Annotated in this window: 15 protein-coding genes; 6 read left to right on the plus strand and 9 right to left on the minus strand. The window is 58.4% G+C overall.

Translation table 11 applies throughout. From position 1 onward, the window contains the following. Positions 1-1464, plus strand: a complete 1464-nt coding sequence (dnaA, locus tag FY152_00005; GenBank protein UXS30548.1) for a chromosomal replication initiator protein DnaA — start codon at positions 1-3, stop codon at positions 1462-1464. Between the two features lie 222 nt (positions 1465-1686). Here dnaA and FY152_00010 read toward each other — a convergent pair whose 3' ends face one another. Genes FY152_00010 through rph form a run of 3 tightly spaced genes read right to left on the minus strand, consistent with a single transcriptional unit; the run spans position 1687 to position 4269 of the window. Continuing rightward, entirely contained in the window at positions 1687-2886 is a 1200-nt protein-coding gene (locus FY152_00010; protein ID UXS33165.1) for a coproporphyrinogen III oxidase, read from the minus strand. A 5-nt stretch (positions 2887-2891) separates the two neighbouring features. Next, positions 2892-3536 (minus strand): RdgB/HAM1 family non-canonical purine NTP pyrophosphatase, encoded by a 645-nt coding sequence (gene rdgB, locus FY152_00015; protein UXS30549.1) that lies wholly within the window; start codon positions 3534-3536, stop codon positions 2892-2894. A 16-nt stretch (positions 3537-3552) separates the two neighbouring features. Continuing rightward, positions 3553-4269: a ribonuclease PH gene (gene rph, locus FY152_00020; protein UXS30550.1), complete on the minus strand. Its 717-nt coding sequence runs from the start codon at positions 4267-4269 to the stop codon at positions 3553-3555. 136 nt (positions 4270-4405) lie between these two features. Between rph and hrcA the strand changes: the two genes are divergently transcribed. Beyond that, positions 4406-5497: a heat-inducible transcriptional repressor HrcA gene (gene hrcA, locus FY152_00025; GenBank protein ID UXS30551.1), complete on the plus strand. Its 1092-nt coding sequence runs from the start codon at positions 4406-4408 to the stop codon at positions 5495-5497. Positions 5498-5610: 113 nt separating this feature from the next. After that, positions 5611-6246, plus strand: a complete 636-nt coding sequence (grpE, locus tag FY152_00030) for a nucleotide exchange factor GrpE (protein ID UXS30552.1) — start codon at positions 5611-5613, stop codon at positions 6244-6246. 88 nt (positions 6247-6334) lie between these two features. Here grpE and ptsN read toward each other — a convergent pair whose 3' ends face one another. The 6 genes from ptsN to FY152_00060 all read right to left on the minus strand — a co-directional run bounded on the left by ptsN (position 6335) and on the right by FY152_00060 (position 11456). After that, positions 6335-6796 carry a PTS IIA-like nitrogen regulatory protein PtsN gene (gene ptsN / locus FY152_00035; protein ID UXS30553.1) on the minus strand — a complete coding sequence of 154 codons (462 nt, stop codon included), beginning with the start codon at positions 6794-6796 and terminating at the stop codon, positions 6335-6337. Between the two features lie 83 nt (positions 6797-6879). Continuing rightward, complete coding sequence (gene raiA, locus FY152_00040) at positions 6880-7452, minus strand: ribosome-associated translation inhibitor RaiA (protein UXS30554.1); 573 nt, start codon at positions 7450-7452, stop codon at positions 6880-6882. 245 nt (positions 7453-7697) lie between these two features. Beyond that, positions 7698-9248: an RNA polymerase factor sigma-54 gene (gene rpoN, locus FY152_00045; GenBank protein ID UXS30555.1), complete on the minus strand. Its 1551-nt coding sequence runs from the start codon at positions 9246-9248 to the stop codon at positions 7698-7700. Positions 9249-9400: 152 nt separating this feature from the next. Further along, positions 9401-10159: an LPS export ABC transporter ATP-binding protein gene (gene lptB / locus FY152_00050; GenBank protein UXS30556.1), complete on the minus strand. Its 759-nt coding sequence runs from the start codon at positions 10157-10159 to the stop codon at positions 9401-9403. A gap of 60 nt (positions 10160-10219) precedes the next feature. Then, on the minus strand, positions 10220-10777 hold the full coding sequence (locus FY152_00055; protein ID UXS30557.1) for a hypothetical protein: 558 nt from the start codon (positions 10775-10777) through the stop codon (positions 10220-10222). A 13-nt stretch (positions 10778-10790) separates the two neighbouring features. Next, entirely contained in the window at positions 10791-11456 is a 666-nt protein-coding gene (locus FY152_00060) for an LPS export ABC transporter periplasmic protein LptC (protein ID UXS33166.1), read from the minus strand. A 245-nt stretch (positions 11457-11701) separates the two neighbouring features. On the opposite strand from FY152_00060, the gene sppA reads away from it, so the two are divergent. The 3 genes from sppA (at position 11702) to FY152_00075 (ending at position 13389) form a co-directional block, all read left to right on the plus strand. After that, positions 11702-12655 carry a signal peptide peptidase SppA gene (gene sppA / locus FY152_00065; GenBank protein ID UXS30558.1) on the plus strand — a complete coding sequence of 318 codons (954 nt, stop codon included), beginning with the start codon at positions 11702-11704 and terminating at the stop codon, positions 12653-12655. Between the two features lie 26 nt (positions 12656-12681). Then, the gene (locus tag FY152_00070; protein UXS30559.1) at positions 12682-12984 is read left to right on the plus strand and encodes an integration host factor subunit beta; all 303 of its coding nucleotides are present in this window, start codon (positions 12682-12684) and stop codon (positions 12982-12984) included. 63 nt (positions 12985-13047) lie between these two features. Then, positions 13048-13389, plus strand: a complete 342-nt coding sequence (locus FY152_00075) for a LapA family protein (GenBank protein ID UXS30560.1) — start codon at positions 13048-13050, stop codon at positions 13387-13389. The last annotated feature ends 22 nt before the right edge of the window (positions 13390-13411 follow it).

Consider the following 13411-nt stretch of genomic DNA (forward strand, 5'->3'; position numbering starts at 1 on the left):
ATGAAGCACGATGCGCTGTTTGAACGTTTTAGCGCGCGGCTCAAGGCACAGGTTGGTCCCGAGGTCTATGCAAGCTGGTTTGCACGGCTCAAACTCCATTCCGTTTCGAAAAGCGTCGTCCGTTTTACCGTTCCGACGACATTTCTGAAGTCCTGGATCAACAACCGTTATATGGATCTGATCACCAACCTCGTGCAAAGCGAGGATGCGGATGTGCTGAAGGTGGAAATTCTTGTCCGCTCTGCCAGCCGTCCGGTCCGTCCCGCGCAGGCCGAGGAGAGGGTGCAGCCGGTTCAGGACATGGGCACTGTTGCGCGCAACAAGTCCTTCATTCCGTCGCAGCCCGCGACGACGCCTGCTGCGCAGCCCGCGGCGGCCCAGGCAACCCTGCGTCAGGGTAGCTCCGGCCCGCTATTCGGCTCACCGCTTGATACACGTTTCACCTTCGATACCTTTGTCGAAGGCTCGTCTAACCGTGTGGCTCTTGCGGCGGCGAAGACAATCGCGGAAGCGGGTGCTGGCGCCGTGCGCTTCAACCCGCTGTTCATCCATGCGGGCGTCGGCCTCGGCAAGACGCATCTTCTGCAGGCGATTGCCAATGCCGCCATCGACAGCCCGCGCAATCCACGCGTGGTCTATCTGACGGCCGAATATTTCATGTGGCGTTTCGCGACCGCGATCCGCGACAATGACGCGCTGACGCTGAAGGACACGCTGCGCAATATCGATCTGCTCGTCATCGACGACATGCAGTTCCTGCAGGGTAAGATGATCCAGCACGAATTCTGCCACCTGCTGAACATGCTGCTCGACAGCGCCAAGCAGGTCGTGGTCGCTGCTGACCGGGCGCCCTGGGAGCTGGAATCGCTCGATCCGCGTGTCCGTTCGCGTCTTCAGGGCGGTATGGCCATCGAGATCGAAGGTCCCGACTACGACATGCGTTATGAAATGCTCAACCGTCGCATGGGTTCGGCGCGTCAGGACGATCCGTCTTTCGAGATTTCGGACGAAATCCTGACCCACGTTGCCAAAAGCGTGACGGCAAGCGGGCGTGAGCTTGAAGGCGCCTTCAACCAGCTGATGTTCCGTCGCTCTTTCGAGCCGAACCTCTCGGTTGACCGCGTCGATGAGCTGCTGTCGCACCTCGTCGGAAGCGGTGAGGCCAAACGCGTCCGCATCGAGGATATTCAGCGCATCGTCGCCAAGCACTATAATGTGTCGCGGCAGGAGCTGGTATCCAACCGCCGTACACGCGTCATCGTTAAGCCGCGCCAGATCGCCATGTATCTGGCCAAGATGCTGACGCCGCGTTCCTTCCCCGAGATCGGTCGCCGTTTCGGCGGTCGCGACCACACCACGGTTCTCCACGCGGTGCGAAAGATCGAGGAATTGATTTCCGGCGATACCAAGCTCGGCCATGAGGTTGAGCTGCTGAAGCGCCTGATCAACGAGAACAACGCCTAATAAAAGCGGCCTTCGGGCCGCTTCAGCCTTTTGACAATCATATCCTGACACGCGATGTCATCCTCGGGCTCGTCCCGAGGATTCAACCACGTTTCGGAAAGTCAATCGTTTGCAGATGCTCGGGACAGGCCCGAGCACGACGCGAGGAGAGGTTTTCGGACTGTGTTATTACTCTCAGCGGCCTATGGGCCGCTTTTTTATTGGCTTTTCGGGTCCCGCAGGTCAGCAGGCGAGATCGGCCACCACCGCATCCAGAATGAGCATGCCGGAAGGCGTGCAGCGCAGGCGGGAATTGCCGAGCCTTTCCACGAAACCGTGCTGGAGAAGGAATTCTTCCTTTTCCGGGTCGAGATCGCGGCCGGAGAGGTCGCTCCAGCGGGCAAGATCGATACCCTCGCGCAGGCGAAGCCCCATCAGCAGCAATTCGTCTGCCTGCTCATCCACGCCGAGCATTTCCTGGTCGACCATGCCATGGCCTTCCCGCTCAACGGTTTCGAGCCAGTTTTCCGGATGCCGCTCGGTGGCGGTTGCGAGCTTGGAAGCGCCTCTCGTCAGGCGTCCATGCGCGCCGGGCCCAATGCCGGCATAATCGCCATAACGCCAATAGGTGAGGTTATGGCGGCTTTCCGCGCCAGGCCGGGCATGGTTGGAAACCTCATAGGCCGGCATGCCGTAACGCTCGGTGATTTCCTGCGTCGCCTCATAAAGCACGGCCGAATGCTCTCCATCCGGCACGATGAGCTTGCCTGCCTTGTGCAGCCCGTAAAAGGGTGTGCCTTCCTCAATGGTCAACTGGTAGAGCGACAGATGGTCGACGGCATAGGAAACCGCCTCCTTCAGTTCGGCGTCCCATTCGGCCACCGTCTGGTTCGGGCGGGCGTAGATGAGATCGAAGGACATGCGCGGAAAAATCTCCCGCGCCAGCCGTATGGCTTTCAAGGCATCGGCAACATCATGCAGGCGGCCGAGGAACTTCAGATCGCGATCGTTCAGCGCCTGTACGCCGAGCGAGACGCGGTTGACACCCGCTGCCCGGTAACCGCGAAAGCGCTCCGCCTCAACGCTGGAAGGGTTCGCCTCCATCGTGATCTCGATACCGTCGGGCACATGCCAGAAGCGTGAGACGCCATCAAGAAGTGCTGCGACCGTCTGCGGGTCCATCAGCGATGGCGTGCCGCCGCCCATGAAGATGCTGGTGACGACGCGCGGGCCGCTCAATGCCCGCATATGTTCCATTTCACGGAGAAAGGCAGCCGTAAATCGTTCCTGATCCACCGGGCGGTGGCGGACATGGCTGTTGAAATCACAATAGGGACATTTGGCCGCACAGAAGGGCCAATGCAGATAGATCCCGAAGCCGGGATCGCCCGTATCCGGCAGAAGCGATGCGCCGGGGGCAGAAAAATGATGCTCCCCGACCATCGGGTTCATGCCTCCAGGCAGGTTTCTACGAATTTTTTAAAGGCGCGGGCGCGATGCGACAGCGCTGCCGCGTCACCCGGCTTCCAGCCGTGTTTTTCGTCCGCCGTCATCTCACCGAATGTAGTGTCATAGCCTTCAGGTTTGAAGACGGGGTCATAACCGAAACCACTCGTTCCGCGCGGCGGCCACACCACAGTGCCCTCCACCTCGCCACGGAAATATTCGACATGCCCATCCGGCCAGGCGAGGCAAAGCACGCTCACGAAGCGCCCCGTGCGATCTTCCGGCTTTGATGCGCCACGCTCGGCAAGCGCATCCTCGACCTTCTGCATCGCCATGGCGAAGTCGCGCGTGCCATCGGCCGTTTCCGCCCAATTGGCGGTATAGACGCCCGGTGCTCCATCCAGCGCATCGATGACCAGACCGGAATCGTCGGACAAGGCGGGCAGACCCGATGCCTTTGCGGAGGCAAGCGCCTTGATGGCGGCATTGTCCTCAAAGGTGGTGCCCGTTTCTTCCGGCTCTTCGAAATTCAGCTCGGCAGCCGACTTGGCAGAGAAACCGAAAGGTCCGATCAGGTCAGCGATTTCGGCGATCTTGCCCTTGTTGTGGCTGGCGACGACGATCGTTCTGGTATCGAGCTTGCGCATGACGTTTTCCCGTGGCTCAGGCGATCGCCTGTTTCTGAAGGGCGACCAGTTCGCCGCAGCCCGTCTTGGCAAGGCTAAGCAGCGTCAGGAATTCCTCTTCGGAGAAGGGGGCGCCTTCCGCCGTTCCCTGAACCTCGACGATGCCGCCGGAACCGGTGATGACGAAATTCGCGTCGGTCTCGGCAGAGGAATCCTCCAGATAATCGAGATCGATGACCGGCTGTTTTGCGAAGATGCCGCAGGAGATCGCCGCGATATGATCCTTGAGGACCTTCTCGACCTTGATCATGTTGCGGGTTTCCATCCACTTCAGGCAATCATGGAGGGCTATCCAGGCGCCGGTGATCGAGGCGGTGCGTGTGCCGCCATCGGCCTGAATGACGTCGCAGTCGATGCTGATCTGGCGCTCCCCGAGCGCCTGCAGGTCGACCACCGCACGCAGCGAACGGCCGATGAGGCGCTGGATTTCCTGGGTACGGCCGCCCTGCTTGCCGGAAGCGGCCTCACGCTTCATGCGCTCATGGGTGGAGCGCGGCAGCATGCCATATTCGGCGGTGACCCAGCCCTTGCCGCTGTTGCGCAGCCACGGCGGCGTCTTTTCCTCAAGGCTTGCGGTGACGAGCACATGCGTGTCGCCGAATTTGACCAGACAGGAGCCTTCGGCATGTTTCGAGAAATTGCGCTCGAAGGAAACCTTGCGCATCTGATCGGTTTTTCTGCCTGAAGGCCGCATATGATCCACTCTCCATGTTGGTTCCTGCCTTCTAAGGCGAGGCCCGGGCATTTGCAAAGCCAATTTCCGTTTTGCCGCGGCGGCGCGACGCATTATATTGATGCAAACAGGATTTGGATGACAAAGAACGGACGAGATGGGCTTTTCTGCACCGCTTTCAAAAGATCAGGCATCGCTGCTGGATGAACGGTCGCGGGAGATTTTCCGGCGCATCGTTGAAGGTTATCTCGACACGGGTGAACCCCTGGGGTCGCGCAGCCTGTCGCGGCTGCTGCCCATGTCGCTCTCGCCGGCTTCCGTCCGCAACGTGATGAGCGATCTGGAGGAGCTGGGCCTCATCTATTCGCCGCATATCAGCGCCGGGCGCCTGCCCACCCAGACGGGACTACGCTTCTTCGTTGACGCCTTCATGCAGGTGGGCGATCTGCCTGCTGAGGAACGGGCAAACATCGACCGGCAGATCGGCCCGGTCGCCGGCCACGAGCAATCGCTGGAAGGGCTGCTGACGGAGGCGAGCCGCATGTTATCAGGCATGTCGCGCGGCGCTGGCCTCGTGCTGACGGCCAAGAACGACGTCATCCTCAAACATGTGGAATTCATCCGGCTGGAACCCACCAAGGCGCTTGCCGTGCTGGTGGGCGACCACAATCAGGTCGAAAACCGCATCATCGAGTTACCTGCGGGCATTTCCTCGTCGCAATTGATAGAGGCGGCGAATTTCATCAATGCGCATCTGTCCGGCCAGACGCTGCAGGAGTTGCGAACTCAGTTCCAGAGGCAGCAGGCGGAGTTGCAATCGGAGCTCGGCACGTTGGCGCAGGATCTCATCGAGCGCGGCCTGGCTGTCTGGGCGGGCGACAATGAGGAGGGCAAGCTCGGCCGCCTCATCGTGCGCGGGCGCTCCAACCTGCTCGAGGGTCTCGCCGGTGAGGAAGACATTGATCGCGTGCGCCTGCTGTTCGACGATCTCGAGCGCAAGGAAAACCTCATCGAAATCCTCAATCTCGCGGAAAGCGGCTCGGGGGTCAGGATTTTCATCGGTTCGGAAAACAAGCTGTTTTCGCTGTCCGGTTCCTCGCTGATTGTCGCGCCCTACCGCGATGAGGAAAATCGCGTTGTGGGTGCGGTCGGCGTCATTGGTCCCACCAGGCTCAATTACGCCCGTATCGTACCTATGGTGGACTATACTGCGCAGATCATGGCCCGCCTTTCCCGGAAGCAGAGATAGGATAAGCCCGCAAGGCCAGAGAATGCGGCAAGCTTTTCGCCGCAAGCCTTGATTTTTGCCCGTCAAACCTCGATATCGGGCGCAACCAACAACATTCAAATCTGGAGAACGTCATGACCGACGATACAAAAAAGCCCGGACCTGACGCTGATGTCGCCGAAGAGTTTGTCGAACCCACGCTTGCCGGGGAAGAGCCGTCTGAAATCGCCGAACCCGATCCGGTCGAGCTGCTGAAGTCTGAAAATGCCGATCTGCGCGACAAGTTCCTGCGCCTCGCAGCCGAAATGGACAATCTTCGTCGCCGTACCGAGCGTGACGTCAAGGACGCCAAGTCCTATTCGCTCGCCGGTTTTGCGCGCGACATGCTCGCCGTTTCCGATAATCTTCGCCGCGCTCTCGAGGCCATTCCCGACGAACTCAAGACCAATGGCGAAGCTGGTCTCAACGGCCTGATTGAAGGCGTGGAAATGACCGAGCGCTCGATGCTGTCGACGCTGGAACGCCACGGCGTCAAGAAGATCGATGCTGAAGGCCAGAAGTTCGACCCGAATTTCCACCAGGCCATGTTCGAAATCCCCAACCCGGCGGTTCCGAACAATACCGTGGTTCAGGTGGTTCAGGCCGGTTTCACCATCGGTGATCGCGTGCTGCGCCCCGCCATGGTCGGTGTCGCCAAGGGCGGCCCGAAGGCGGAGACCGCCGCATCGGCCGAGCCGGGCACCTCTTCTCTCAATGAAAAGGATGCCTGAGGCATTCTCTTCATTACCCTAATAAAAAACGCGCCTTAAGGGCGCGTTTTTTATGTCATGAAAACTGAGGCCAGCAGGGAAGCGGCGATCAGGCCGCCGTCGCCTGCTCCTGATTGAGGAAGGCGTAGATTGCCGTGTCGGAATCGGTGGCGCGCAGCTTGGCCACCAGTTCGGGGTCGCGCAGGGCGCGCGCAATTCTGGACAGGGCCTTGAGGTGATCCGCGCCGGCACCCTCGGGCGCGAGCAGCAGGAAAACCAGATCGACCGGCTGGTCGTCCAGTGCTTCGAAATCGACCGGCGTTTCAAGACGTGCGAAAACACCGGTGATCTGATGAATGCTGTTGAGCTTGCCATGCGGAATGGCGATGCCGTGGCCCACACCGGTGGAGCCGAGCTTTTCACGCTGGAGGATGACGTCGAAAACTTCCCGTTCCGAGACTCCGGTAATTCTGGCTGCCTTTGCGGCCAGCTCCTGAAGCAATTGCTTTTTGGAATTCACCTTGAGGGCGGGAATAATCGCATCTTGTTGCAGCAAATCTGCCAACGCCATTCTCTTTTTCCTTCATGCCATCGAGACGATGTGGGAGGCAGATACGCTTTCGCGCCCTGCCTCCCACAGTCCTGTCAGACTGTTCAGCTCTTGATCGTTTCCGCGTCGATCCAGCCGATATTGCCGTCATGACGTCGGTAGACGATGTTGAGATATTCCTTGCCCGGGCTGCGGAAGAGCAGAACCGGTTCGTCCGTCATGTCGAGCGCCATCACGGCGCTTGCAACGGACATTGTCTTTATCTGTTTCGAACTCTCTGCCACGATGGTGGGTGCGTAATCTTCAGGGACCTCGTGATCCTCATCTGGAATAGCATCCATCACCGTATAGGCGATTTCCGGCATCACGCCATTTGCGCCGCTATGATGGTCTTTCAGCTTGCGCTTGTAGCGACGCAGGCGCTTTTCAATCCGCTCTGCGGCGGCATCGAAACTCGCTTGCGGATCATTTGCCTGACCCGCCGCATGCAATACAACGCCCGTATCGAGATGCAGCTTGCAATCGGCGGCAAAACGCGATCCCGACTTCTCCACGGTCACTTGGCCTGAATACCCCCCATCGAAGTATTTGGTAACCGCCAGACCTATATTGTCCTCAATCCGCTGACGGAAAGATTCACCGATCTCCATATGTTTACCAGATACACGCACACTCATGGAAATTTTCCTTTTTGTAGTGATTTGCGAGTACCAGCTTACGTCAAGCCGCGCGCGCATCCAAGCGTTTCGAAGACCTTAAAAAGCCCCCATTCGAATTTTACGCCCATGGACGGTGGAGATGAATCCGTTACAAATGACCTTGCTTACGTGTGCGGCGGGCTTCTAGCCCCTGGCGTGGCAAGAGTCAATGGTGCAGCCGGGATGCGGCAGCCAAGCCCTGAAAACGTGATCGTTTTCGCTGCTCAGTAGGCTGAGGCCCTCGCCAGCGCTTTCTTTTCCCGGCGCCTTTGCACGGAGGAGGGGATGTTCATCGCCTCGCGATATTTGGCGACGGTGCGGCGGGCGAGATCGATGCCGCTCTTTTTCAGATTGTCGACGATATCGTCATCGGAAAGCACGGCGTCGGCAGACTCCTGCGCAATCATGCCCTTGATGCGGTGGCGCACCGCTTCCGCCGAATGGCTGTCGCCGCCTTCCACGGAACTGATCGACACGCTGAAGAAATATTTGAGCTCGAACAGACCGCGCGGCGTCAGCATGTATTTTTTCGACGTCACGCGGCTGACGGTGGATTCATGCATCTTGATCGCATCGGCCACCGTCTTCAGGTTCAGCGGGCGCAGGTGATCAACGCCGTTGACGAGAAAGGCGTCCTGCTGGCGAACAATTTCGGTTGCCACCTTCATGATGGTGCGGGCGCGCTGGTCCAGGCTGCGGGTGAGCCAATGTGCAGTCTGCATGCACTCGGCCAGAAAATCCTGATCCTCGCCCTGACGGACCTTGTGCCGTGAGACCTCGGCGAAATAGGTCTGGTTGATGAGCACGCGAGGCAGCGTTTCGGGATTGATTTCCACAAGCCAGCCGCCTGTAGAGGAGGGGCGCACGATGATATCGGGGACGATTGTCTCCGAAACGGTCGAATCGTAGCCCGCGCCGGGGCGTGGATTGAGTGTGCGGATTTCCGCCAGCATGTCGAGAAGGTCTTCTTCATCGACGCCGCAGAGTTTTTTCAGAGCCGCAAAGTCCCGTTTGGCCAGAAGTTCCAGATTGTCGACAAAGGCCCGCATCGCCGGATCGAGCCGATCTTTCTGGGCGAGCTGGATTGCCAGACATTCGCTCAGCGAGCGGGAAAACACGCCCGGAGGATCGAAGCCCTGAAGGGTTTTCAAAACCTGCTCAACCGCCGAAGGGGTTGCTCCCAGCCGTTCGGCGACATCATCCACAGCATCCGTTGCGATATAGCCGGTTTCGTCGAGCTGGCCGATCAGCGCATCGGCGATCATCCGCTCCTCCGGGGAAGAAATGGCGAGCGGCAATTGCTGATTGAGATGGTCACCAAGGCTCTGTTTTGCGGCAACGAAGTCGTCGAGATCGTAACCTTCGCCGGACTCCTGTCCGGGCATGGATTTCCACTGGCCCGCCAGCTCGGGGGCGTCGGCTTTTCTGGGTTCGCCGTCGTCGGGAAAGACGTTTTCAAAGCTGGTATCCAGCTGTTCGCCAAGATTGGCGGCGCGCTCACCGTACCAGTCGTCGCTGTCAGCCGTTATCGCAGCGGATTTATCCGAAGCCTCGCTATCGGCATCGCCGAAATTCTCCGCATCCGCCGGGCTGTCACCGCCCAAATCGCCGTCGTTTGCCGCAATTTCAAGCAGCGGATTGCGTTCGACCTCCTGCGCAATAAACTGCGTCAGCTCGAAATGCGTCATCTGAAGCAGCTGGATGGACTGCATCAGTTGCGGTGTCATCACAAGAGACTGGTTTTGACGCAGCAAAAGGCTGGCAGATAATGCCATGGCGGACGCGAAACTCCCCTTACAGCTTCTCCATTGCCACAGTTTTCATAAATTTTGCGGAGGCAAGAGAACTTGGCCCAAAAATTGCTTTTTTATCTTGTTTGGTCAAGCGTCAGGGCGGGGCGCGATGAAGAATCTTTCGCGCCCGGGGGCTACAGGCTAAAATTATTGCCGAGATAGAGGCGGCGAACGTCCGGATTATTGACGATATCGTCCGCGCGGCCATGGGTCAGAACCTCACCGGCATGGATGATATAAGCACGGTCGATGAGGCCGAGCGTTTCGCGGACGTTGTGGTCGGTAATGAGAACGCCGATCCCGCGTGCGGTCAAATGCCGGACAAGATTCTGGATGTCGCTGACGGAAATCGGGTCGACGCCCGCAAAAGGCTCGTCCAGGAGCATGAAGGTCGGATCGGTCGCGAGAGCACGGGCGATTTCGAGGCGGCGGCGTTCACCACCCGAAAGTGCGACTGCCGGCGATTTGCGCAGCTGCGCAATATGAAACTCTTCCAGCAACTCATCGAGCTTGTGGTTGCGCTTGACGCTGTCCGGTTCGTGGACCTCCAGCACGGCGCGGATGTTTTCTTCCACCGTCAGTCCGCGGAAAATCGAGGCTTCCTGCGGCAGATAACCGACGCCGAGGCGCGCACGCCTGTACATCGGCATGCCGGTAACATCATTGCCGTTGATGGCGATCTTGCCGGTATCGACGGGCACGAGGCCGGTGATCATGTAAAAACAGGTGGTTTTGCCCGCGCCGTTGGGGCCGAGCAGCCCCACCGCCTCGCCGCGGCGCACGACCAGGGAAACGCCGTTGACGACCCGGCGCGTATTATAGGTCTTCGTCAGACCATGCGCGATCAGGGTGCCTTCATAACGAGCCTTGTCGGCTTGCGATGTCGCTTCCACGGATCGGTTGCGCCCGCCGCCAAATATTTTTGAGATCGAGGGTATCTTCACGAGGTGAGACTACTGTTTTTTCTGCGATTTCGGATCGAGCATGATCCGAACGGGGCCGCCGCAGCTTTCGAGCTTCGCCTGTCCCGTATTCATCAAAACAGTCAGCTTGCAGCCAGTGAAGACATTCGTGCCTTCAGACAGCACAACCTGCTTGCCCGTCAGGATGAAGGTCTGGGCCGCCATGTCGAATTCGCCGTGATCAGCCGTGGCCTTCTGGGTCTCGGACGTCAGATAGACATTATTATCGACGAAGATTTTTTCGATATTGGCATCGCCGCTGGTGAGCGACGAACCCTCTCCCTTGTAATTCACCGTCATCTTGCCGGCCTGAAGGGTGGTCGTGCCCTGCACCACTTTCACATTACCGGTGAAATAGGCCTTGCGCTCCTGATCCCGGATTTCGAGCTGATCGCTTTCAATGGCGATCGGCTGGTCGCCGGAGAGCTTGACGCCCTGCATGTTGCTCGTGGTGTTCTGGGCGAAAGCCACGGTTGCAAGACAGGAGAAAACAAAGGCCGTAAGGCCCGCGGATTTGCCAATGGAAACGGGACGGGAAATTTGCATCATCTGGACCGGGCTCTCACTTGCCTTCATTCTTGATATTGGATGCAGCGATACGTGCCCGTACCTGCCCCGAAAATGTAATCGTCTTGCCATTATCGGCGATATCAATCGATTGCGCAACAATCGAGCCGTCGTTTGTTTTGATCGAAACGGGCTCCTGGCTGCTCATTTTTCCGGCCTTCAAATCGACATCCGCAGACTGGAACTTCGCTTGTATGCCATTGCTGAGATTGATGTCAAAAGGTGCTGTCATCTTCAGCGTGTTGGTGGCCCTGTCGAAAATGCCTTCCTTGGCAATCACCTGGGCGACGCCATCGTTCACCGGCACTGCGGCCAGAACCTTCTCGAGCGTCATGAGGTTGGGGTTGGCGATATCCTGCAACGCACGGTCGGCGTTCATGGAATAATCGATCCCCTTCTCGTTGCGGCCGGCAACCGCGGGTTTTTCCATCACGATCTTGCCGTCCTCGATCCTCGCGCTTTCAAGCGAGACCTCATCGGGCGCCCAGGTCCGGATAAGCGAAACGGCGATGAAGGCAAGCGAAATGACCGCCGCGCCGAGGGGCAGGATGATTTTCAGCCGCTTCACGCGCGCAGAATGCCTGAGCGCGCGCTCGTAAGCGCCGTTCTGGTCATTGGGCAGCGGAAATGCTGGCGCTGGTTCGCGAAGTCTTTCAAGCATAAGAGTGGATCCGGAAACTTCCTGGGCACCATTCTGGCGCACAATTGAAGCTTGTATGTTTATCTTAAAGTCTTTGGCACGAGTGCTTTGTCCTGCCAATATGGTTTTTGTCTGGAAAGGTGCAAGGGAAATGCGAATTTTATCGTAATTCTGGTTTCCTTATTGTTTCCTTGCGGCTTCGCGCTAGAAGAACCATATGGCCGTGATGCTCATGTCGCTCAAAGGCCGGATGGCAGAGGTTTTCGATGGATAATATGGCGATAGCGGATCGCAGGCAATTGCGCCGCAAGCTGACTTTCTGGCGGGTTGCCGCCGTTCTCCTGCTCGTCGCCGGCATTTTCGGCCTTTACCGGTTTTTATGGACCGAGCCTCAGCAAAGCGCCAGACCGCACATTGCCCGTGTCGAGGTTTCCGGTCTGATCCAGGATAACACCGAACTTCTCGAGCGGCTCGACAAGATTGCCAAGAGCGACAATGTCAAAGGCCTGATTGTTTCGATCTCCTCGCCCGGCGGCACAACCTATGGCGGCGAGCGTATCTTCAAGGCCATTCGCGGCGTTGCGGAAAAGAAGCCGGTCGTCTCCGATGTCCGCACTTTGGCGGCCTCCGCTGGGTATATGATCGCGTCGGCCGGCGATACCATTGTTGCCGGTGAAACCTCCATCACCGGCTCGATCGGTGTGATCTTCCAGTATCCGCAGGTTGGCCAGCTTATGGAAAAGCTCGGCGTCTCGCTTCAGGAAATCAAGTCGTCGCCGATGAAGGCAGAGCCTTCGCCTTTCCATGAGGCGCCGGAGGAAGCGAAGACGATGATCCGTGCCATGGTGATGGACAGCTACGGCTGGTTCGTCGATCTTGTGGCCGATCGCCGCAAGTTGCCGCGCGAAGATGTGCTGAAACTGGCGGATGGATCGATTTTCACCGGCAGGCAGGCGCTCGCCAACAGGCTGGTCGATACGCTGGGCGGCGAAAAGGAAATTCGCGGCTATTTCGAAACACGCGGTGTTGCCAAGGATTTGCCGATCGTCGAATGGCGCGCGCCGTCGTCCCGTTCGCCTTTTGCGCTTTTCAGTGTTGCGCAAATAGCGAAGTTTCTGGGATATGACGATTTAATTCCCTTCGCAGGCCCCGGCCAGCTCGGTGCGGACAAGTTGTTTCTTGACGGTCTTGTTTCCGTTTGGCAGGTTGAGCCGCGTTAAAAATCCAATTCTTTCAGGGGGCAACCGTGATCAAGTCTGAACTGGTGCAGATCGTTGCTGCGCGTAACCCGCACCTTTATCACCGCGACGTGGAAAACATCGTCAATGCGGTGCTGGATGAAATCACCGATGCCCTTGCGGCAGGAAATCGTGTCGAGCTTCGTGGTTTCGGCGCATTTTCGGTGAAAAACCGTCCTTCGCGATCCGGCCGGAACCCGCGCACGGGTGAGTCGGTTTTCGTCGAGGAAAAATGGGTGCCTTTCTTCAAGACGGGCAAGGAACTGCGCGAGCGCCTCAACCCCGGCATGGGTGACGAAGAGGACGATTGATCGTCCTCACGCACGCGCCGGAAACGGAGCTAGCGGAGCCCCGCAGCGATGGAGTATTCTCGGATGTCGAAAAAAATCATCAACCTCATCATCCTGCTTCCGCTGGCGATTATTCTCGTCATCCTGTGCGTTGCCAATCGTCAGGCCGTGACGCTGGCGTTAAATCCCTTCCGGCCCGAAGATGGCGTTCTCTCTTTCACCGCGCCGTTTTTCGTCTTCCTGTTTCTGGCCGTCATTTTCGGTGTGCTGCTGGGGTCTTCGGCCACCTGGTTTGCGCAGGGCAAACATCGCAAACGCGCCCGTATCGAGGCGAAAGAAGCGGTTCGCTGGCATGATGAGGCCAACCGGCAGAAAGCCGCTGCGACCGGCCATGTTACCAATGTCGGTCAACTCCCGGCAAAGTGATGTAGCCGACATTCGTTCCGGC

This window comes from Agrobacterium tumefaciens, assembly GCA_025560025.1.
GTDB lineage: Bacteria > Pseudomonadota > Alphaproteobacteria > Rhizobiales > Rhizobiaceae > Agrobacterium.

What these genes read in the sequence shown, in the direction of transcription:
- FY152_00010 (UXS33165.1), bottom strand. Translation starts at nt 2,886, where the DNA reads ATGGTCGGGGAGCATCATTTTTCTGCCCCCGGCGCATCGCTTCTGCCG.
- rdgB (UXS30549.1), bottom strand. Translation starts at nt 3,536, where the DNA reads ATGCGCAAGCTCGATACCAGAACGATCGTCGTCGCCAGCCACAACAAG.
- sppA (UXS30558.1), top strand. Translation starts at nt 11,702, where the DNA reads ATGGATAATATGGCGATAGCGGATCGCAGGCAATTGCGCCGCAAGCTG.
- grpE (UXS30552.1), top strand. Translation starts at nt 5,611, where the DNA reads ATGACCGACGATACAAAAAAGCCCGGACCTGACGCTGATGTCGCCGAA.
- raiA (UXS30554.1), bottom strand. Translation starts at nt 7,452, where the DNA reads ATGAGTGTGCGTGTATCTGGTAAACATATGGAGATCGGTGAATCTTTC.
- FY152_00060 (UXS33166.1), bottom strand. Translation starts at nt 11,456, where the DNA reads ATGCTTGAAAGACTTCGCGAACCAGCGCCAGCATTTCCGCTGCCCAAT.
- ptsN (UXS30553.1), bottom strand. Translation starts at nt 6,796, where the DNA reads ATGGCGTTGGCAGATTTGCTGCAACAAGATGCGATTATTCCCGCCCTC.
- FY152_00075 (UXS30560.1), top strand. Translation starts at nt 13,048, where the DNA reads ATGTCGAAAAAAATCATCAACCTCATCATCCTGCTTCCGCTGGCGATT.
- hrcA (UXS30551.1), top strand. Translation starts at nt 4,406, where the DNA reads ATGGGCTTTTCTGCACCGCTTTCAAAAGATCAGGCATCGCTGCTGGAT.
- rpoN (UXS30555.1), bottom strand. Translation starts at nt 9,248, where the DNA reads ATGGCATTATCTGCCAGCCTTTTGCTGCGTCAAAACCAGTCTCTTGTG.
- rph (UXS30550.1), bottom strand. Translation starts at nt 4,269, where the DNA reads ATGCGGCCTTCAGGCAGAAAAACCGATCAGATGCGCAAGGTTTCCTTC.
- dnaA (UXS30548.1), top strand. Translation starts at nt 1, where the DNA reads ATGAAGCACGATGCGCTGTTTGAACGTTTTAGCGCGCGGCTCAAGGCA.
- FY152_00055 (UXS30557.1), bottom strand. Translation starts at nt 10,777, where the DNA reads ATGATGCAAATTTCCCGTCCCGTTTCCATTGGCAAATCCGCGGGCCTT.